Source organism: Curvibacter microcysteis (assembly GCF_028649455.1).
GTDB classification, from domain to species: Bacteria; Pseudomonadota; Gammaproteobacteria; order Burkholderiales; family Burkholderiaceae_C; genus Curvibacter; species Curvibacter microcysteis.
The window spans coordinates 146,438-164,875 of record NZ_JAQSIO010000004.1 but is presented as its reverse complement, the minus strand read 5'-3'; the positions used below and the strand labels follow the sequence as shown (position 1 = coordinate 164,875).

Annotated in this window: 14 protein-coding genes; 5 read left to right on the top strand and 9 right to left on the bottom strand. The window is 68.1% G+C overall.

Annotated elements, in window-relative coordinates:
- Positions 1-35 precede the first annotated feature (35 nt).
- Positions 36-2,081, bottom strand: coding sequence for a DNA primase (dnaG, locus tag PSQ39_RS12315; protein ID WP_273927109.1), 2,046 nt, complete (start codon positions 2,079-2,081; stop codon positions 36-38).
- Positions 2,082-2,166: 85 nt separating this feature from the next.
- On the opposite strand from dnaG, the gene PSQ39_RS12310 reads away from it, so the two are divergent.
- From PSQ39_RS12310 to PSQ39_RS12300, 3 genes are all read left to right on the top strand, one after another.
- Positions 2,167-3,267, top strand: coding sequence for an ABC transporter substrate-binding protein (locus tag PSQ39_RS12310; RefSeq protein WP_273927108.1), 1,101 nt, complete (start codon positions 2,167-2,169; stop codon positions 3,265-3,267).
- On the top strand, positions 3,264-4,964 hold the full coding sequence (locus PSQ39_RS12305) for a GGDEF domain-containing protein (protein WP_273927107.1): 1,701 nt from the start codon (positions 3,264-3,266) through the stop codon (positions 4,962-4,964). The genes PSQ39_RS12310 and PSQ39_RS12305 overlap by 4 nt, the downstream gene beginning before the upstream one ends.
- Before the next feature lie 134 nt (positions 4,965-5,098).
- Positions 5,099-6,757, top strand: a complete 1,659-nt coding sequence (locus tag PSQ39_RS12300) for an acyl-CoA synthetase (protein WP_273927106.1) — start codon at positions 5,099-5,101, stop codon at positions 6,755-6,757.
- A 6-nt stretch (positions 6,758-6,763) separates the two neighbouring features.
- On the opposite strand, the gene PSQ39_RS12295 is transcribed toward PSQ39_RS12300, so the two are convergent.
- From PSQ39_RS12295 to mnmH, 3 genes are read right to left on the bottom strand one after another with little or no spacing between them, the layout of a single operon-like run.
- Positions 6,764-8,407, bottom strand: a complete 1,644-nt coding sequence (locus PSQ39_RS12295; protein ID WP_409242027.1) for an alkaline phosphatase D family protein — start codon at positions 8,405-8,407, stop codon at positions 6,764-6,766.
- The gene (locus PSQ39_RS12290; protein ID WP_273927105.1) at positions 8,391-9,914 is read right to left on the bottom strand and encodes a GGDEF domain-containing protein; all 1,524 of its coding nucleotides are present in this window, start codon (positions 9,912-9,914) and stop codon (positions 8,391-8,393) included. Before PSQ39_RS12290 ends, PSQ39_RS12295 begins: the two co-directional genes overlap by 17 nt.
- A 48-nt stretch (positions 9,915-9,962) precedes the next feature.
- Positions 9,963-11,048, bottom strand: coding sequence for a tRNA 2-selenouridine(34) synthase MnmH (gene mnmH, locus PSQ39_RS12285; RefSeq protein ID WP_273927104.1), 1,086 nt, complete (start codon positions 11,046-11,048; stop codon positions 9,963-9,965).
- A gap of 36 nt (positions 11,049-11,084) precedes the next feature.
- On the opposite strand from mnmH, the gene selD reads away from it, so the two are divergent.
- Positions 11,085-12,143 carry a selenide, water dikinase SelD gene (gene selD, locus PSQ39_RS12280; RefSeq protein WP_273927103.1) on the top strand — a complete coding sequence of 353 codons (1,059 nt, stop codon included), beginning with the start codon at positions 11,085-11,087 and terminating at the stop codon, positions 12,141-12,143.
- Positions 12,136-12,285 (top strand): hypothetical protein, encoded by a 150-nt coding sequence (locus PSQ39_RS12275; RefSeq protein ID WP_273927102.1) that lies wholly within the window; start codon positions 12,136-12,138, stop codon positions 12,283-12,285. Before selD ends, PSQ39_RS12275 begins: the two co-directional genes overlap by 8 nt.
- Positions 12,286-12,319: 34 nt before the next feature.
- Here PSQ39_RS12275 and PSQ39_RS12270 read toward each other — a convergent pair whose 3' ends face one another.
- The 5 genes from PSQ39_RS12270 to wecB form a co-directional block, all read right to left on the bottom strand.
- Entirely contained in the window at positions 12,320-14,329 is a 2,010-nt protein-coding gene (locus PSQ39_RS12270) for a polysaccharide biosynthesis protein (protein ID WP_273927478.1), read from the bottom strand.
- Positions 14,330-14,455: 126 nt separating this feature from the next.
- Positions 14,456-15,016, bottom strand: coding sequence for a sugar transferase (locus PSQ39_RS12265; protein ID WP_273927101.1), 561 nt, complete (start codon positions 15,014-15,016; stop codon positions 14,456-14,458).
- A gap of 39 nt (positions 15,017-15,055) precedes the next feature.
- The gene (locus PSQ39_RS12260; RefSeq protein ID WP_273927100.1) at positions 15,056-16,015 is read right to left on the bottom strand and encodes a UDP-glucose 4-epimerase family protein; all 960 of its coding nucleotides are present in this window, start codon (positions 16,013-16,015) and stop codon (positions 15,056-15,058) included.
- A complete protein-coding gene (locus PSQ39_RS12255) occupies positions 16,012-17,256 on the bottom strand; it encodes a glycosyltransferase family 4 protein (protein ID WP_273927099.1) in 1,245 nt (414 codons plus the stop codon). Before PSQ39_RS12255 ends, PSQ39_RS12260 begins: the two co-directional genes overlap by 4 nt.
- A gap of 23 nt (positions 17,257-17,279) precedes the next feature.
- Positions 17,280-18,416 carry a non-hydrolyzing UDP-N-acetylglucosamine 2-epimerase gene (wecB, locus tag PSQ39_RS12250; RefSeq protein WP_273927098.1) on the bottom strand — a complete coding sequence of 379 codons (1,137 nt, stop codon included), beginning with the start codon at positions 18,414-18,416 and terminating at the stop codon, positions 17,280-17,282.
- Positions 18,417-18,438 lie beyond the last annotated feature (22 nt).

Below are 18,438 nucleotides of genomic sequence, written 5' to 3'. Positions count from 1 at the left end.
CGCCTGCGCGAGGGCGGGGGGCGCCCAGGCCCGGCTCACTCCACAGAGGCGCTCAGCAGTTCTTTTTCCAGGGTTTTGCGGCGGTCTTGCAGCTCGCGGTAGCGCTGCAAGGCCAGCGGGTCGCTGCGGGCGGCGGCGATGGCCTCGTTCTCCAACTGCTTGAGGCGGTCGACCAGCATGCGGTTGAGCACGCCCCGCAGCTCGGCACGCAGCTCTTTGATTTCACCCTCGGTCTGGGCGTGTGAGCCGGTCATCAGGCGCGTGGCCAGCGCGTCAAAGGGCTGCTGGCGCAGGCTTTCGCGCAGCACCGCCCAGGCCACCGGGCCATGCTCGTGGTATTGGCTTTCCAGCCAGACGAAGAGCGCGCCGTGCGGCGGCGGCAGCTCGCACAGCATCTGGTGGTCTTCGTGCGTCAGGTGGTCGAGCGCCCCCATGTGCGACAGCAACAGGCGCGCGGCGTGGTCGGCCCGGGTCACGGGCGGGGTGCGCGGGCCGTCGTCGTTTTCTTCGGGTTTTTGGCCCCATTTACCCCCGCGCCAGTTGTCGCGGTCGCCACCTTTGCCTTTGAAGCCGCCTTCGCCGCCCTTGAAGCTGCCTTTTTCAAAGCGCTTGAAGCCGCCGCCGGGGCCGCCACCCGGGCCATGGCCGCCCTGGCGTGGGGGGCCGCCGTCTTGCCAGCCGCCTGCGTGGGGCGCGCCATGGCCATGCTGGCCGCTGTGCCAGTCGGGGGCCTCGTCGGCGCCGGGGGCCGCGCGTTGGCCCGTGCGGCCTGGACTGGTGGCGGCCGCCTGCTGCCACAGCGCGGCCAGGTCGGCGGCGGGCAGCTGGGCCAGCTCGGCCAGTTCGCTGAGCAGCTGGCGCTTGAGCACCCCTTCGGGCAGGGCGCTCCACAGGGGGCGCGCATTGGCCGCCATGTGGGCGCGGCCTTCGGCGGTGCCCAGGTCGCATTGTTCGCGTGCGGCCTCGATCAGGAAGCGGCTCAGCGGCAAGGCCTCGGCCACATGGCGCGAAAAAGCTTCGGCGCCGTATTCGCGGATGAAGCTGTCGGGGTCGTGCTCGGCGGGCAGGAACAGGAACTTGACCGTGCGCGTGTCGGTGGCGTAGGGCAGGGCGCCGTCCAGCGCCTTGCGCGCGGCGCGCCGGCCCGCCGAGTCGCCGTCAAAGCTGAACACCACCGAATCGGTGAAGCGGAACAGCTTGTGCACATGCTCGGTGGTGCAGGCCGTGCCCAAGGTGGCCACGGCGTTGGGAAAGCCCAGCTGGGCCAGGGCCACCACGTCCATGTAGCCCTCGGTGACCAGGGCATAGCCTTGTTCGCGCAAGGCGGTGCGGGCTTCAAACAGGCCGTACAGCTCACGCCCCTTGCTGAACACCGGGGTTTCCGGGGAGTTCAGGTATTTGGGCTTCTCGTCGCCCAGCACGCGCCCGCCAAAGCCGATGCACTCGCCTTTGACGTTGCGGATGGGGAACATGATGCGGTCGCGAAAGCGGTCGTAGCGTTTGGCGTCTTCCTCGTTGACGATCACCAAGCCGCACTCGGCCAACAGCGGGCTGTCGTACTCCGGGAAGACACTGGCCAGGCTGCGCCAGCCCTCGGGCGCGTAACCCAGGCCAAAGCGCTTGGCGATTTCGCCCGACAGGCCCCGGCCCTTGAGGTAGGCCACGGCTTTGGGGGAGACCTTGAGGTGTTTGCGGTAGGACTCGCCGGCTTTCTCCAGCACGTCGCTGAGGCTCAACTGGCGCTGGCGCTGCTCTGCTGCACGGGCTTTTTCTTGGGGCGACAGGTCGTCTTGCGGCACCTGCAGGCCGTACTGCTGGGCCAGGTCGTCCACCGCTTCGAGGAAGCTCATGCCGCCGTGGTCCATCAAGAAGCCGATGGCATTGCCGTTCTTGCCACAGCCAAAGCAGTGGTAGAACTGTTTGGTGGGGCTGACCGAGAACGAGGGCGATTTTTCCCCGTGGAAGGGGCACAGGCCCATGAAGTTGGCGCCTGCTTTTTTGAGCGGCACATACCGGCCGACGATGTCGACCACGTCGGCGCGGGCCAGAAGCTCCTGGATAAAAGACTGGGGAATCGTCACACGCCCTATTGTCCCCTTAAACTCTTAGTTACATTTACATTCAAATCGGTGAATCAGGACTCAGGCCTGGGAAGGGCGGCTAGGCATGCCAATCAACGCAACGCGGCGATCACTCTGGCAAGCGGGCCTGGCCCAAGCCTGTGCAGGGGGCCTGTTGGCCTGGGGGCCCGCGTCGGCCCAAGCCCTGCACCGGACCACAGACCCCGCCAAGACCTTGCGTGTTTTGGCCTGGCCAGGCTACGCCGACCCGGATGTGGTCAAAGCCTTTGAAGACCGTGAAGGCGCCCGGGTGGAGTTGAGCATCGTCGGCTCGGACGAGTCGCTGCGCCAGCGCATGGCCTTGGTCGACCCCGTGACGGGCGGGCCGCTGTTCGATGTGCTGGCGGCCAACACGGTGGAACTCCAGCGCCTGCGCGAGCTGCAGATGCTGGCGCCGCTGCCGCTGAACAGCCTGCCGAATGCGGCGGCTCAGTTGCCCCGTTTCTTGCGCCGCGAGGCGATTCCCGGCATCACCGAGGGCGGGCGCTTGTATGCCATGCCCTACACCTACGCTGAGATGGGTTTGATTTTTGACCGCCGTCAACTGAGCACGCCACCCCAGTCGCTGACCGTGCTGTGGGACCCCGCCTTGCAAGGCCGCGTCTTGGCGTTTGACAGCGGGACCCATGGTTTTTCCTTGGCGGCGATGGCCCATGGCCTGTCCCCATTTCAGATCGGCGCTCCCCAATGGGGCTCGATGACGCAGCGCTTGGTCGATTTGCGGCGCAATTTGCGGGGCTTTTACAGCTTGCCGGAAGAGTCGGCTGAGATGTTCCGCCGCCACCGCGTGGCCGTGATGTTCGCCAACTACGGTCGCCAGCAACTCAAGCTGCTGCAGGACCAGGGGCTGGACGTGGGCTATGCCTTGCCGCGCGAGGGCGCACTGGCTTGGCTGGATTGCTGGGCCGTCACGCGCCAGGCGCGCAACCCGGACCTGGCTGCGCGCTGGGTCAACCACTTGCTGTCGCTGGACATGAGCCGTTTGCTGACGCGCCGGCATGGCCTGGCCAATACCTTGGAGGAACAGCCGGGCGTGCCCCCGTCGGGTCGCCTGGTCTGGCTGGAACCGGTGGAGAACGAATCGCGCCGGGAGCGCTTGTGGCAGCGCATCGTGGCCGGAGAGCGCCCTGAAAGGCTGGCCGCATGAAGCCAGGCAGCATTGCCTTTCGACTCAGTTTGTTGTTGGCGGCCTTCAGTGTGTTTGCGGCGGCCTTGGCCAGCCACTACACCTTTGTCACCAGCCGCGGTCTGTTGCGTGAGCGCGCCGAGCACTACCTGATGACGACCACCGAAGTGCTGGGCCGGCACTTGCAGGCCAGTCTGCAATCGGTCTCGCGCGACACCGTGGCCTTGGCCGCTTTGGCCGCTGCCCAGGGGGCCCTGGAGCCCGGGGCCGCTGCCGCCCCGGCACGCCAGGCCCTGGCTCAAGCCTTCATGGCCGAGATGGAGTCCCACCCCGATTACCTGCAAATCCGCCTGATTGGCGCCAGCGCACACGGCCTGGAGCGGGTGCGTGTGCAGCGCCAGCCCACTGGTTTGCTGCGGGTGGCGGACGATGATCTGCAGGAAAAAGGCCACTTCCCTTACGTTTATGAGGCGCTGCCGCTGCCCGCGGGCCAGGTCTACATGTCGGAGCTGGCGGCCAGCCGCGACGATGCCCTGATCGGGGGCAGCGCCATGCCCAGCTACACCCTGTCCGCGCCGGTGGTGACGGCGGGGGGTGTGCAAGGCGTGTTGGTGGTCCAAGTGGCAGCGAGAGCATTTTTGCATGGGGTGTCGGCCGACTTGCCCGACGGCTTTCAGCTCTACATGAGCAACCGCTGGGGCGACTGGTTGGTCCACCCCGACGCCAGTCAGACCTTCGGCTTTGACCGTGGCCAGCGGGTCTACATCCAGGACAGCTTCCCCGACGCAGCGCGGCTGCTGTCGGGCCAAGCCCAGCAGTTGGTGACGTCGGTCCGCGACGGCACGGGGGAGTCGGTGGTGGCTGCTTTTGTGCGCTTGCCGATTGGGAGCGAGCAGGAGCCCCGTTTTTGGATTCTCGGCCTGGCCCAGCCGCTGAGCGCCATCGAGGGGGAGGCTTCGGTGCTGGGTCGCAGCATTGTTCAGGTGCTCCTGCTGCTGTGTGTGGCGGCCCTCGTGCTGGCCGTGCTGGTGTCGCGCGTGGTGACGGAACCCCTCAAGGCCCTGGCCCAGGCCACGCGGGTGCTGGGCACGGGGCAGCGGGTGCAGACCCTGCCGACCGAACGCACCGACGAAATCGGCGAGCTGGCGCGCAGCTTCCGCTTGATGGAAGAGCAGGTCTGGCAGCAAATGACCCAGCTGCGCACCAGCCACCACGCGATGGACCACCTGGCCCACCACGACCCCCTCACCGGCTTGCCCAACCGCCGCATGGTGGAGGCCCGTCTGGAGCAGGCCCTGCATCGCACCGCGCAAAGCCAGCGTCCCTGTGCCGTGCTGTTTGTCGACCTGGACCACTTCAAGAACATCAACGACGGCCTGGGCCACGATGTGGGCGACGCCGTGCTGCGCGGGGTGGCGCAACGCCTGGGTCAAACCTTGCGGGCGGGCGACACGGTGGGGCGCCTGGGCGGTGATGAGTTTGTCGTCGTGTGCCAAGACCTGGCGGGCGAGGACGACGCGACCCAGCTGGCCTTGAAGCTCAAGGCCCAGTTTGAGCAGCCCGTGTTGGTCGAGGGCATGCCCGTGCAGGTGCAGGCCAGCATCGGCATTGCCATGGCCCCGCGCGACGGCACCGAGGTGCGGGCCCTGCTGGCGCGCGCCGACGTGGGCATGTACCGCGCCAAACAAAACGGCCGCAACACCTACTCCTTCTCCTGAGGCACCGAGCCCAGGTGAGTGGGGGGGCGTGCGCCGTGCGTGGGTTCTGTCGCCGGTGCGGGCCTGCAATGCCCTTGTAAGCCCGTGTCCGCACAATGGCAGGCTCGCTTCAGAACCCTCAGACAGGAGACACCATGAGCTCGATCTACGACCAGGACTTGCCCCGCAACGATGCCAACTTCGCCCCGCTGTCGCCCTTAGGCTTCATCGAGCGGGCGGCCCAGGTCTACCCGAATCGACTGGCCGTGGTGCATGGCCGGGGCGAGCAGGCCCTGCGCCGCACCTGGGCCCAGACCTATGCGCGTTGCCGCCAACTCGCCAGCGCCCTGCGCCAGGCCGGCATTGGCAAGAACGACACCGTGGCCGTCATGCTGCCCAACACCCCGCCCATGGTCGAAGCGCACTTTGGCATCCCCATGGCGGGTGCGGTGCTGAACGCGCTGAACACCCGCCTGGACGCGGAAACCATCGCCTTCATGCTGGACCACGGCGAAGCCAAGGCCGTGATCGTCGACCCCGAGTTCGCCCTGGTCATGCAAAAGGCGCTGGCGCTGCGCCAGTCGCCCCAGCCGCTGCAGCTCATCGAGGTCGAGGACGACTTGTACGGCCCGGCTCCTGTGCGCCTGGGGACGCTGACCTACGAAGACTTTCTGGCCGGTGGCGACCCCGATTTCGCCTGGGAAGGACCGGCGGACGAGTGGGACGCCATCGCCCTGAACTACACCAGCGGCACCACCGGCAACCCCAAGGGCGTGGTCTACCACCACCGGGGCGCGGCGGTGAACGCCATCTCCAATGTGCTGGAGTGGGACATGCCCAAGCACGCCGTCTACCTGTGGACCCTGCCCATGTTCCATTGCAATGGGTGGTGCTTTCCGTGGACGGTGGCCGCGCGGGCGGGCGTCAACGTGTGCCTGCGCCGGGTTGATCCCGAGGCCATTTTCGGCATGATGCGCGAGCACGGCGTGACCCATTACTGCGGCGCGCCCATCGTGCACGGCCTGCTGGTCAACGCGCCGGCGGCGCTGAAAGAAGGCCTGCCCAGTGGCGTCAAGGCCATGGTGGCGGGCGCAGCGCCGCCGGCCTCGATGATCGAAGGCATGGAGGCCCTGGGCTTTGACCTGACCCACGTCTACGGTCTGACCGAGGTCTATGGTCCTGCCACGGTGTGTGCCAAGGACGAGGCCTGGGACGCGCTGGACATCGGTGAGCGGGCCCGGCTCAACGCGCGCCAGGGCGTGCGCTACCACCTGCAGCGCGAGGTTCAGGTGCTCAACCAGGACACGATGACGCCGGTGCCGCACGATGGCGAGACCATGGGCGAGATCATGTTCCGCGGCAACATCGCCATGAAGGGCTACCTGAAGAACCCCCAGGCCACGGCCGAGGCCTTTGCCGGCGGCTGGTTCCACAGCGGGGACTTGGCCGTGCAGTACCCGGACGGCTACATCAAGATCAAGGACCGCAGCAAGGACATCATCATCTCGGGCGGCGAGAACATCTCCTCCATCGAGGTGGAGGACGTGCTCTACCGCCACCCCGACGTGCTGGCGGCCGCCGTGGTGGCCAAGCCCGATGCGCGCTGGGGCGAGACCCCTTGCGCCTTTGTCGAGCTCAAGGCCGGCGCCCAGACCACACCCGAGGACATCGTGGCGCATTGCAAGAAGCACCTGGCCGGCTTCAAGGTGCCGCGCGCCGTGGTGTTTGGCGAGCTGCCCAAGACCAGCACCGGCAAGATCCAGAAGTTTGAGCTGCGCCGCCAGGCCGGCTCGGCCACGGCCATCAACGTCTGAGGGGGCTCAGCTCTCGCGCTGCGGGCCGGCGCGCCCGTCTTCCACGACAAAGCGGGCCAGCGGGCGCAGCGCGCTGTCGGCGCGGCCAGGCTGGTCCACCGCCATCAGCGTGGTCTGCCAGCGCTGCGGGTTCAGCTCGACCAGGGCGTAGCCGCGCTGCTCGGGGTTGGCCAGCAGCACATGGGGGTTGTTCTTTTGCAAGGCCTGGGCCCGCTCCAAGGTGGCGCCGGAGTGCGAGCTGATCGAGGTGCCGCAGAACTCGCTGGCCAGCACCGGGCTGTCGGGGCGGTCCGGGTCGGCGTGCACGCGGCAGACGTAGTTCTGGTGGATGTCGCCGCCAATCAACACCGTGTTGCGCGGTGGCGTGGCCTGCAGGCTGTGCAGCAGGCGCTGGCGCGCGCCGGGGTAGCCGTCCCAGGGGTCGGTGGGCGTGGGTTCGTCGGCCTGGGCCGCCGCGCTGGCGCCACCATAGTGGCGCGGTGAAAAAAGGGTTTGCTGGGCCAGCACGGTCCAGCGCGGGCCGCCGGGGCGGCTGTCTTGCGCCAGGCCCTGGGCCAGCCATTGTTCCTGGGCCGCGCCCAGCAGGCTGCGGCTGGGGTCGCGCAGCTCGGCGCAGCGGCTGGGGCGCACCGTGCCGGCGCTGCTCTCGCTGGGGTTGCGGCAGGCCTGCACGGCGCGGTACTGGCGGTCGTCCAGCACATGAAAGCGCGCCAGGCGGCCAAACGCGTGGCGCTGGTACAGGCGCAGCGCATCGGCCTGGTTCAGGCCTTGCAGGCCCTGCACCAGCACCGAGGCGGGCAGGGGCATGTTCTCGTAAAACGCTTGGTAGGCGGCGGCGCGCTGGGCCATAAATTCGGCGCTGGCGCCCTCGCGGCCTTGCAGGCCGGCGTAGTCGTTCTCGACCTCGTGGTCGTCCCAGGTCAGCAGCCAGGGGCAGGCGGCGTGGGCGGCTTGCAGGTCGGGGTCGCTTTTGTGCAGGGCGTAGCGGTCGCGGTAGTCGGCCAGGCTGACGGCGCGGCGCAGCTCATGCACGCGGTGGATGGGCGTGGCGGCCTGGGGCGCCAGGCCGCTGCGCGGCGAGGCGTATTCGTAGATGTAATCGCCTAAAAAGACCACCAGGTCCAGCGACTGGGCGGCGGCATGGCGCCAGGCCGCGTAGTAGCCGTGCTCCCAGCGCTGGCAGGAGGCGAAGGCCAGGCGCAGCCGACCCGCCGGGCTGTCGGGCGCGGGCAGGGTGCGGGTGCGGCCCACGGGGCTGACGGCATCGCCCACCATGAAGCGGTAGTGGAACCAGCGGTCGGCGGGCAGGCCTTGCAACTCGACATGCACTGCGTGGCCAAGGGCCTGCTGGGTCTCGGTCTGGCCGCGCTGCACGATGCGTTGAAAGCCCTCGTCCTCGGCCAGCTCCCAGCGCACGGTGTGCACGCGCGGGTCCAGCGGGTCGACCACGGCCAGCCGGGTCCAAAGCACCACGCCCTGGTGGCTGGGCGTGCCACTGGCCACGCCCAAGGCAAAGGGCAGGTCGGCCAGGCCTGGTGCGCTGCGCGGGTGGGCCCCGGCTTGCCAGGCTTGCAAAGAGGCGCTGGCCAGCAAGGCCTGCAGCCAATGGCGCCGGCTCAGGCGGTGGGCTGGGTCAGGCCGCCACGACACGGTTCTTGCCCGAGCGCTTGGCCAGGTACATGGCCTGGTCGGCGCGTTTGATGGCTTCGGCCGTGTCTTCCTCGGCCCCGACCTGGGCGACCCCGGCGCTGAAGGTGATCAGCACTTTTTCGTTGTCTTTGAGGAAGTACTTCTTGGTCAACTCGCGCTGCAGGCGCTTCATCACCTCCACACCCTTGTCCTGGTCGGTGTCGGGCAGCACCACCAAAAACTCCTCGCCGCCGTAGCGGGCCAGGCTGTCTTGCGGGCGGATGGCGCTGCGCGCGACCTGCACCAGGTGCAGCAGCGCGGCGTCGCCGGTGTCGTGGCCCAGGGTGTCGTTGAGCTTTTTGAAGTTGTCCAGGTCCAGCAAGGCCACGCACATTGGCGTGTCCTGGCGCCGGGCGCGAGCGATCTCGCGCTTCAGGGTTTCGTCTAGGCCCTTGCGGTTGAGGGCGCCGGTCAGCGGGTCGTGGCGGGCTTGGGAGCTGGCGCGGTCCAGCTCTTCTTGCATGCGACGCAAGGCAGCGTCGGCCTGCTCGGTGCGTTCGCGCATTTCGCGCAGCTCGTCGCGCATGTGCAGGGTGTCGATCGACATGGAGCGCGTGGCCTGGATGGCTTCTTGCAGCACCGGGGTGATGTCGGCCAGGGTTTCGGCGCTTTCCAGTTGGCGCGCGCAGTGCTCGATGGTGCCCTGGTAGCTGCCGCTGTGCTCGGTCATGGTGGACAGCCTGTCGATGAAGGCCGCCAGCATCTGCTTCATCTCGTCCTGCGCTTCCATGGCGCGGGCTTTGGCTTCGGACTGCTTGAAGATCACGTCCTTGAGACGCGCCTGCACATCATCCAGGCGGCGCAAGGTCAGCGGCGGGGTGCTGGCGCTGACCAGGGCGTCGATCTGGCCCTTGAGCCAGCGGTCGTCCACCGCCAGTTCACCGATGTTGGTGAACAGCAGGTGCAGCAAGGCCAGCAGCGTGCTCTTGATGGCGAGCTGGTCTTCCGAGGCAAAAGACAGGCGAAAGCTCAGGTTGCCCAGCATCAGCTTCAGGGTGGCGGCTTCGGCTGCGGGCTGGCGCGCGTAGTGCATCAGCTGCTCGGCCTGTTGCTGCAGGCGGGGGTCGTCGGCACCCACCATGGGCAGGATGTTTTCCACCAGGCGGGCAATTTGCTCGCGCAGCTCGGCCATCAGGTCTTCACTGATGGCGGTTTTGTCTTGAATGTGGGCCGGTGTGGCGACCAGGGGTTGGGTCGCCAGGCCGACCAAGGCGGCTTGCACGCCCACCCAGCTGCGCTGGGTGACGGCAGTATCGAACTGGGCCAGCAGGCGCTGCTGGGCCGGGGTCTGGCCAGGCAGCACCCGGCCGATGCCGCGCAGGGCTTCTTCCGGGAAGTTCACCACGTGGCGGGTGCCTGCCACTTCGTGGAACAGGGCCTGGTAGTTGTCAGGCGAAGGGATCAGCTTGCGCAGGGAAAGCTGCTTGAGCGTTTCCTTGGCGATGTCATAGGGCGAACGGTCAGCCATGAGGGGAGTTTTGTGCAATGCGCCAAAAAGAGACGACAGGATAACGCCCTACCGTTCATCTGAGGGGGCTGTTGGCTTGCTGAGCACCCAGTCTTTGATGTGGTGGGCTTGCTCGGCCAGGGTCTTCGCGTCCAGCTGCTCCAGCACCAGGGTCTGACGCTGCGCCCAGCGGAACAGGTGGGCGGCTTGGGAGCGTGCGTATTGGGGGTCGTAGTGGCGGGTGATGAGCTGCTCGAACAAGGGCGGTAGCTGGGCTTGGCGTGCCCAGTCTTGCCACTGATTGAGGGCCTCGTGGCCGTGCAGGCCGCGCAGCGGCTCCAGTTGGCGAGCCAGGGCGTCGGGCTGATCGGCCAGGTAGGCGTAGTCCTCCAGCAAAAACGCCAGGCGTGCGTCCCGGGGGGCGCTGATTTCCAGGCAGGGCGCCGAGCGCAGGCTGGCCAGGATGGGGCTGGGCACTGAGAGCTGGCCAATCCTGTGACTTTCGGCCTCCACCCACACGGGCCGCGCGGGGTCAAAGCCCTCCAGGGCGACGGCCAGAGCGGTTTCGAACGCCTTCTGGGACGGCTGGGCTTGACCGGGCCAGGCGCCCAGCAGCGAGCCCTTGTGGCGCGCCAGCTGTTCCAGGTCCAGCACCTGCGCGCCTTCGCGGGCCAGGGCCTGCAACAGCCGGGTCTTGGCGCTGCCCGTGGCGCCGGCCAGCACCTGCCACTGCAGACCTGGGCTGCGTTCAGCCAGCGTGTCGATGACGTGTTGGCGCCAGCGTTTGTAGCCGCCAGCGACCTGCTGGGCGTCCCAACCCACCAAGCGCAGCCAGGTGACCATGGAGCCGCTGCGCAGCCCCCCGCGCCAGCAGTACACCAGCGGCTTCCAGTGGGGCGGCCGGTCGGCAAAGTGATCGCGCAGGTGGCGCGCCAGGTTGGCGGCCACCATGGCCCCACCCACCCGGCGGGCTTCAAAAGCCCCTTGTTGTTTGTACATCGTGCCGACGATGCGACGCTCTTCGTCATCCAGTGCCGGGCAGTTGATGGCGCCGGGGATGTGGTCGAGGGCGAACTCGGCAGGCGAGCGCGCGTCGATCAAGGTGTCGAATTGCTGCCGTTCGGTGACAGGCACCGGTCCACGCCAAGGGTTCATGGGACCGGCCGCTTCAAATTGACGCCAAAATAAGCCATGAGCACCTCTTTCCCTGCATTGACCCAGTTTTCCCACGGCGGCGGTTGCGGTTGCAAGATCGCGCCGGGTTTGCTGAGTGAGATTTTGTCACGCGCGCCGCGCGGCCTGATGCCTGCCGAGCTCATGGTGGGCCTGGAGACCAGCGATGACGCGGCGGTCTACCGCCTCAACGACGAGCAGGCCCTGGTGGCCACCACCGATTTTTTCACCCCCATCGTGGACGACCCGCGCGACTTTGGGCGCATCGCGGCCACCAACGCCCTGTCGGACATCTACGCCATGGGCGGCACACCGATTTTGGCGCTGGCCCTGGTCGGCATGCCGATCGCCAAGTTGTCGGCCGAGACCATTGGCGAAGTCCTGGCTGGCGGTGCCGAGGTCTGCCGGGCCGCGGGCATCCCCATCGCGGGCGGCCATTCGATTGACCTGCTGGAGCCCATCTACGGCCTGGTGGCCCTGGGCCTGGTGCACCCTGAGCGGGTGCGCCGCAACGCGGACGCCCAGCCCAACGACGTGCTGATCCTGGGCAAGCCCCTGGGGGTCGGCATTCTGTCGGCTGCTCTCAAGAAGGGCGTGCTGGACGCTGCGGGCTACGCTGAGATGCTGGCCCACACCACCCAGCTCAACCGCGTGGGGAGCCGCCTGGGGGGCCTGGCCGGGGTGCATGCCATGACCGATGTGACCGGCTTTGGCCTGACCGGCCACCTGCTGGAGGTTTGCCGGGGGTCGGGTCTGTCGGCCCAGGTCACGCTGGCGGATCTGCCCGTGATTGAGGCCGCGGCCCATTGGGCCCGGCAGGGCGTGGTCACTGGGGCGTCCGCCCGCAACTGGGCATCCTATGGCTCGGACGTGGTGTGGCCGGACGGGGCTGCGCCGTGGCAGCAGGCCTTGGTGTCGGATCCCCAAACCAGCGGCGGCCTGCTGGTCAGCTGCACCGCCGAGTCGGCCCCTGCGGTGCTGGCGGCCTTCCATGACGATGGGTTCGCCCAGGCCCGTGTGATCGGGGACCTGCAGGCCCTGGCGAACGGCGCTGCTCCAGGGCTGCGTTTTGCTTGAGTCCTGGGACGCTGCGGGGCGCGATGAGTGGGGCGTCGACGCGGCGTTTTCGCCCGCGCTGTATTGGAGCTACCGCCTCGCGGGCTGGGCACTGTTGCACCTGGGCGAAGACGCCGCCAGCCTCGCGTTCTTGTTTTGCTGACACGGCTTCAGCGCCCGCGACAGCCCGGGGGTGTTCAGGCCTGTGATGCGCGGGTCACGGGCTGGGTGGCCGCCCCCCGCTGTGCCAGGTGGGTCCAGTCGACCACGGGGTCGCTGGGCTCGTAGCCGGTGACCAGGGCCACCATCTGGGTGCGGATGGCCAGGGCGTCGTGGCGGTTCAGCGCCTCGCGCAGGCTGGCCAGACGGTGCTGCAGCTCGGGCCAGGGCAGGAAGTCTTCACGCGCCTTCATGATGCGCGGGTGCTGGGTGGGTTCAGGGTGTTCGCCGATCAGCAGTTCTTCGTACAGCTTTTCGCCGGGGCGCAGGCCGGTGATTTCGATCTCGATGTCGCCGTCGGGCGTGCGTTCGTCGCGGATCGTCAAACCGGACAGTTCCACCATCTTGCGCGCCAGGTCCTGGATGCGCACCGGTTGGCCCATGTCGAGCAAAAACACATCGCCACCGCGCGCCATGGCACCGGCCTGGATGACCAGTTGCGCCGCTTCGGGGATGGTCATGAAGTAGCGCGTGATGTCGGGGTGGGTCAGCGTGATGGGGCCCCCGGACTTGATCTGGCGCCGAAACAGCGGCACCACCGAGCCCGAAGAGCCCAGCACATTGCCAAAGCGCACCATGCTGAAACAGGTGCGGCCGGCTTGGGCCCCCCTGCGCGTGCTGCCCGGTGCAGCTTCGGGCAGGTCCGCCGCCAGGCCTTGCAAGACCATTTCGGCCAGCCGCTTGCTGGCGCCCATGATGTTGGTCGGGCGCACGGCTTTGTCGGTGCTGATCAGCACAAAGCGCTCCACGCCGTGCTGCTGTGCCACGCGCGCGCAAGTCCAGGTGCCCCAGACATTGTTCTTCAGGCCTTCGGCCGGGTTGTGCTCGACCAGGGGCACATGCTTGTAAGCGGCTGCGTGGTAGATGGTGTGGGGCCGCCAGGTGGCCATGATCTCGCCGAGGCGGTCGGCGTCCTGCACCGAGGCCAGCAGGGGCAGCAACTGGGTGGGGCTGGCCTCCGGGCCGCCTGCTTGCAGCTGTTGCCAGCCTTGTAGCTCTTGGTGGATCTGGTAGAGCGCAAATTCGTTCAGGTCCAGCAACAGCAGCACGCGGGGCTGGCCTTGCAGGATCTGGCGGCACAGCTCGCTGCCAATGGAGCCGCCGGCACCGGTGACCAGCACCACCTTGGCGCGCACATGGCGGTGCAGCAGTTCGGTGTCTGGTGCCACGGGGTCGCGGCCCAGCAGGTCTTCGATGTCCAACTCGCGCAGGTCGCTGACCTGCACCCGGCCCTGGGCCAGGTCCAGCAGGTTGGGCAGGGTGCGCACCGAGACCTGGGCCCGGCTGGCGCGTAGCAAGATGTCGTTGCGCCGCTGCCGGGTGGCCGAGGGCACGGCCAACAAGATGGTGTGGATGCGCAGCTTCTGGACACAGCTTTCCAGCTGATGGGGGTCGTGGATGGGCAAGCCGCTCAAGGTCTGGCCGTGCAGCCGGGCGTCGTCGTCCAGGAAGCCCACCGCCTGCATTTCATGGCTGCTGGTCAGCGCGTCGGCCAGTTGTCGGCCGGCGGCGCCCGCGCCGTAGATCAGCACGCGCGGCAGCTGGGCGCGTTGCAATTTGCTTTGGTACAGGCCGCTGAGCCAGTAGCGCGCCACCAGGCGCGAGCCCCCCACCGCCAGCAGCAGCAGCATGGGCTGCAACAGGCCCACGGTGCGCGGCACGCCGGGCACGCTGATGAGGGTGAAGGCCATGGCGTAGAGCAGGCCGTAAATGGCCACCGCGCGGATCACCGTCATCAAGGCCGACCAACCGGCATAGCGGAAGATGGCGCGGTACAGGCCGTTGACCACAAAAATCGGCAGGGCCAGCGCGGGCGACAGGCCGATGGCCAGCCATTGGCCTTCGCGCGGGTTGATCCAGGTCTCGTAGCGCAGGCTCATGGCGATCCACACCGTGAGGGCGCACAGCAGTGCGTCCACGGTCAGGGCCAGCACCCGCTTGGCCGGGCGTGGCAGGTCGATCAGCAGTTCAGTGAAGGCCTTGAGCATGTCGGGGGGACTGGGGGCGTAACCCGCCATCATAGGGCTTGCAACGAGCCGGCCGGCCTGAACAGGCCGCCCAGTGGCTCCCAGCGCTCGGGGCCGCCGGGGTGGCCCCAGGTCAGCGGACGGTGTTCAGTGGGTGACGCCTTCGCGGCGCAGCACCTTGATCACGGTGAGCCACAGGATCCGGATGTCAAACGCCAGCGACTGGCGCTGCAGGTATTCGACGTCAAATGCCACTTTTTGCGCGATGGCCAGCTCGTCTCGCCCATTGACCTGGGCCCAGCCGGTGAGGCCTGGCAGCAGGTCGTTGACGCCGTGCTGCTCGCGCAGGGCGATCAGGTCTTGTTGGTTGAACAGGGCGGGGCGTGGGCCGACCAGGCTCATGTCGCCTTTGAGGATGCTCCAGAGCTGGGGCATCTCGTCCAGGCTGGAGCGGCGCAAAAAGGAGCCAATCGGGGTCAGATGGCTGTCGGGGTTGCTCAGCAAATGGGTGGCCACGGCGGGCGTGCCCACGCGCATGCTGCGGAATTTGGGCATGCGGAAGATGCGCTGGTGCCGGCCCACGCGGTCGGACCAGTACAGTGCCGGGCCCGCCGAGCTCAGTCGCACGGCCAAGGCCACCAGGGCGATGGGCAGCAGCAGCAGGGCCAGGGCGATCAGGGCCAGGGTCAGGTCAAACAAGCGCTTCATAGAACAACTTTGGAACAGGGGCAGGGCCACGGCAGGCCATCATGATCGGGTCCGCTGGCGCAGGGCCTCGGCCGCCAGGCGCAGGCCTTGGTCCACCGACACGGGCGGGCGCCAGCCCAGGCGCTGGCAGGTGGGTGTGATGTCGAGTTGCAGCGAGCCGCTCAGGCGCTGCATGGCGGCCCCGCGGCCCAGCCCCGCGGCGGCCAGTCTCAGCCAAAGCACCGGCACGGGCCAGAGCTGAGCTGGGCGGCCCAGGGCCTGGCCCAGGCGGCGTAGCAAGTCCTGGGTGCTGAGGTCTTCGCCATCGCTGACCAAAAAGGTCTGGCCGGCGGCGGCGGGGTGGTCCAGGCAGACGCAGAGCAGGTCGACCAAGTTACCCAGGGCCACCAGGCTGCGCCGGTTGTCGCGCACCCGGCCCAGCGGCAGGGGGCGGCCTCGTGCCAGCCAGCGCATCAGCGCCGCAAAGTTGGCCTGCACCCCCGGGCCATAGACCAGGGGCGGGCGCACGATGACCACGGCCATGCCGGTGGCCTGGGCGATGGCGTGCAGGCCTTGTTCGGCCTCCCATTTGGACAGGCCGTAGGCGTCTTGGGGCGCGGGCGTGTCGCTGGCGCGGAAGGGCTGGCCGGGCGCGGTGGCTTCGCCATGCACCTTGACCGAGCTGACAAACACAAAGCGACGCACCCCGGCGGCGGCAGCTTGTCGGGCCAGGGCCAGGGTGCCTTCGACATTGGCGCGGCGGAACTCGGCCAAGGGGTCGGCTGCGGTGTCGTGCATCACATGCACGCGGGCGGCGGTGTGAACCACTTGTTCGACGCCGGCCAGGGCAGTGCGCCAGTCATTGTCCGGGCCCAGGTCGGGCATGGCGACCCAGTCGGTGGGGCCGGCGGGTGTTGGGGGGCGTCGGCGCGACACGGCGCGCACGGCGCGGCCGTCTTGGGCCAGGCGGGCGAGCAGGGCCTGGCCCACAAAGCCAGTGGCACCGGTGAGCAAGATCATGGTGAGGGGGCTCGGGCGGTGGGCCCAGCCAGGGTTTGGAGCGCTTGCTCCAGTTGGTCGATGAGTTTGACGCGGTCAAAGCGCTCGGCGGTCAAGCGCTGACCGGCCTGGCCCATGGCCTGGCGCTGCGCCAAGGGCAGGGCGGCCAGCTGTTGGGCGGCGGCGGCCAGGCCCGCGGCGTCACCGGCGGCGCAGGCCAGGCCCACGCCGGTGCTGCGCACCAGCTCGGCGCCTTCGCCGTCCAGCATGGCCAGCACGGGCCGGCCCGCGGCCAGGTAGGCCTGCAGCTTGGCGGGCACGGTCATGGCAAAAATCGGGTCGCGCTTGAGGCTGACCAGCAGGGCGTCGGCCTGCATGAAGAAGGACGGCATGCGCTCGGATGGGAAGCGTCCCAGCATCTGCACGCAGTCGTTCAAACCCAGGCGTTGGACCTCGTCACGGATCCAGCCGCCCATGCGGCCGTCGCCCAGGATGACCCAGCGGATGGCCGCGCCGGCCTGGCGCGCTTGCTGGGCGGCGGCCAGCACGGCAGGGAAGTCCTGCGCCTCGCCCAGGTTGCCGGCAAACAGCACGGTGAAGACGCCGGGCGCCGCGGGCAGTTCGGGCGCGGGCACCAGATCGGCTTCGCTGGGCCAGGGATCGGACCAGTTGGGGAAGTAGCGGACGTCCTGTTCGGGCCGGGTGTACTGCCGGATCGAGGGGATGAAGCTTTGCGACGACGCCAGCAGCAGGTCACAACGCCGGTAGATGAAGCGCACCAACTGGCCCACGCCGCGCAGCAGGGTGGGCGAGCGCAGCACGCCCACGGCCGCCAGGGTTTCGGGCCACAGGTCCAGCACCCAGAAGGCCAGCGGTGTTTTCTTGAGGGCGCGCTGCAGCACGGCGGGCAGGCCCACGGTGACGGGCGAGGGCTCGAACACCAGCTGGGCGTCAAAATGGCGACCGCGCAGCTTCCAGGCGCCGACCAGCGAGGCCGACAGCGCAAAGCTGATGAAGTTGAGGAACAGGCGCGGCCCACCCCGACCGCGCGGCAGCAGGGGCACGCGCACCAGCTCGGCGCCGGCGTAGTGCTGGAAGTCCTGCGGCTGCTGGCGGTAGGCTTCAAAGACCTGGCCGTCAGGGTAGTTGGGCCAGCCGGTCAGCACCGTGACCTGGTGGCCGCGCGCGACTAGCTCGGCGCACAGGTCGTTGATGCGGAAGTTCTCTGGCCAGAAGTACTGGCTGACGATCAAAAGGCGCATGTCGCGGGCGGGGCCGATGGGGCTCAGGCGCCAGGCTTGCGCCAGACCTTGCGGTTCACGAAGTCGGTGTAGCTCTGGACGATGCGCAGCACCTTGTCTGAGACGTTGTCCACCCGGTAATCGGCCACCGGGTGCAGCAGGCGCTGCGCGCCGCGCGGCTGGTCTTGCAGGATGTGCAGGCCTTGCAGCACGCGCTCCACGCTCAGGCCGACCATCATGACCGAGGCCTCTTCAAAACCTTCAGGGCGCTCGTGTGCTTCGCGCAGGTTGAGCGCCGGGAAGTTGAGCAGCGAGGACTCTTCGGTGATGGTGCCGCTGTCGGACAGCACGCAGCGCGCGTCCTGCTGCAGGCGCACGTAGTCGAAGTAGCCAAAGGGCTTGCAGAACTGCACCAAGGCATGGGCTTGCAGGCCGGCTTCTTCCATGCGCTTGCGGGTGCGCGGGTGGGTCGAGACGATGATGGGCAGGACATGCGTTTCGGCCACGGCGTTGAGGATGTCGAACAGGCGGCGCAGGTGGTCGGGCGAGTCCACGTTCTCTTCGCGGTGCGCGCTGACCACAAAGTACTGGCCCACTTGCAGGCCCAGGGCCTGGTGCACGCGCGAGGCGGCGATGCCCGGGGCGTAGTGGGTGAGCACCTCGTGAATGGGGCTGCCGGTCTTGATCACCATGTCGGGTGGCAGGCCTTCGCGCAGCAGGTAGTCGCGGCCGATGCTGCTGTAGGGCATGTTGATGTCGGCGGTGTGGTCGACGATGCGGCGGTTGATCTCCTCGGGCACCCGCATGTCAAAGCAGCGGTTGCCTGCCTCCATGTGGAAAGTGGGGATCTTGCGGCGCTTGGCGGGCAGCACCGCCATGCAGCTGTTGGTGTCGCCCAGCACCAGGAGCGCGTCGGGCTGCACCTCGGCCAGCACGGTGTCGACCGCGATGATCACGCGGCCAATGGTCTCGGCGCCGGTGGCGCCTGCCGCGTTCAGGAAGTGGTCGGGCGCGCGGATGCCCAGGTCGTCAAAAAAGACCTGGTTGAGTTCGTAGTCGTAGTTCTGGCCGGTGTGCACCAGGATGTGTTCGCAGTACTGGTCCAGGCGCGCCATCACCCGCGCCAGGCGGATGATTTCGGGCCGGGTGCCGACCACGGTCATGACTTTGAGTTTCTTCATGGGGGCGTTCATTCAAGGCAGG

Coding starts and splice junctions, on each gene's coding strand:
- PSQ39_RS12310 (WP_273927108.1), top strand. CDS start 2,167: ATGCCAATCAACGCAACGCGGCGATCACTCTGGCAAGCGGGCCTGGCC.
- PSQ39_RS12305 (WP_273927107.1), top strand. CDS start 3,264: ATGAAGCCAGGCAGCATTGCCTTTCGACTCAGTTTGTTGTTGGCGGCC.
- PSQ39_RS12300 (WP_273927106.1), top strand. CDS start 5,099: ATGAGCTCGATCTACGACCAGGACTTGCCCCGCAACGATGCCAACTTC.
- PSQ39_RS12290 (WP_273927105.1), bottom strand. CDS start 9,914: ATGGCTGACCGTTCGCCCTATGACATCGCCAAGGAAACGCTCAAGCAG.
- mnmH (WP_273927104.1), bottom strand. CDS start 11,048: ATGAACCCTTGGCGTGGACCGGTGCCTGTCACCGAACGGCAGCAATTC.
- selD (WP_273927103.1), top strand. CDS start 11,085: ATGAGCACCTCTTTCCCTGCATTGACCCAGTTTTCCCACGGCGGCGGT.
- PSQ39_RS12270 (WP_273927478.1), bottom strand. CDS start 14,329: ATGCTCAAGGCCTTCACTGAACTGCTGATCGACCTGCCACGCCCGGCC.
- PSQ39_RS12265 (WP_273927101.1), bottom strand. CDS start 15,016: ATGAAGCGCTTGTTTGACCTGACCCTGGCCCTGATCGCCCTGGCCCTG.
- PSQ39_RS12260 (WP_273927100.1), bottom strand. CDS start 16,015: ATGATCTTGCTCACCGGTGCCACTGGCTTTGTGGGCCAGGCCCTGCTC.
- PSQ39_RS12255 (WP_273927099.1), bottom strand. CDS start 17,256: ATGCGCCTTTTGATCGTCAGCCAGTACTTCTGGCCAGAGAACTTCCGC.
- wecB (WP_273927098.1), bottom strand. CDS start 18,416: ATGAAGAAACTCAAAGTCATGACCGTGGTCGGCACCCGGCCCGAAATC.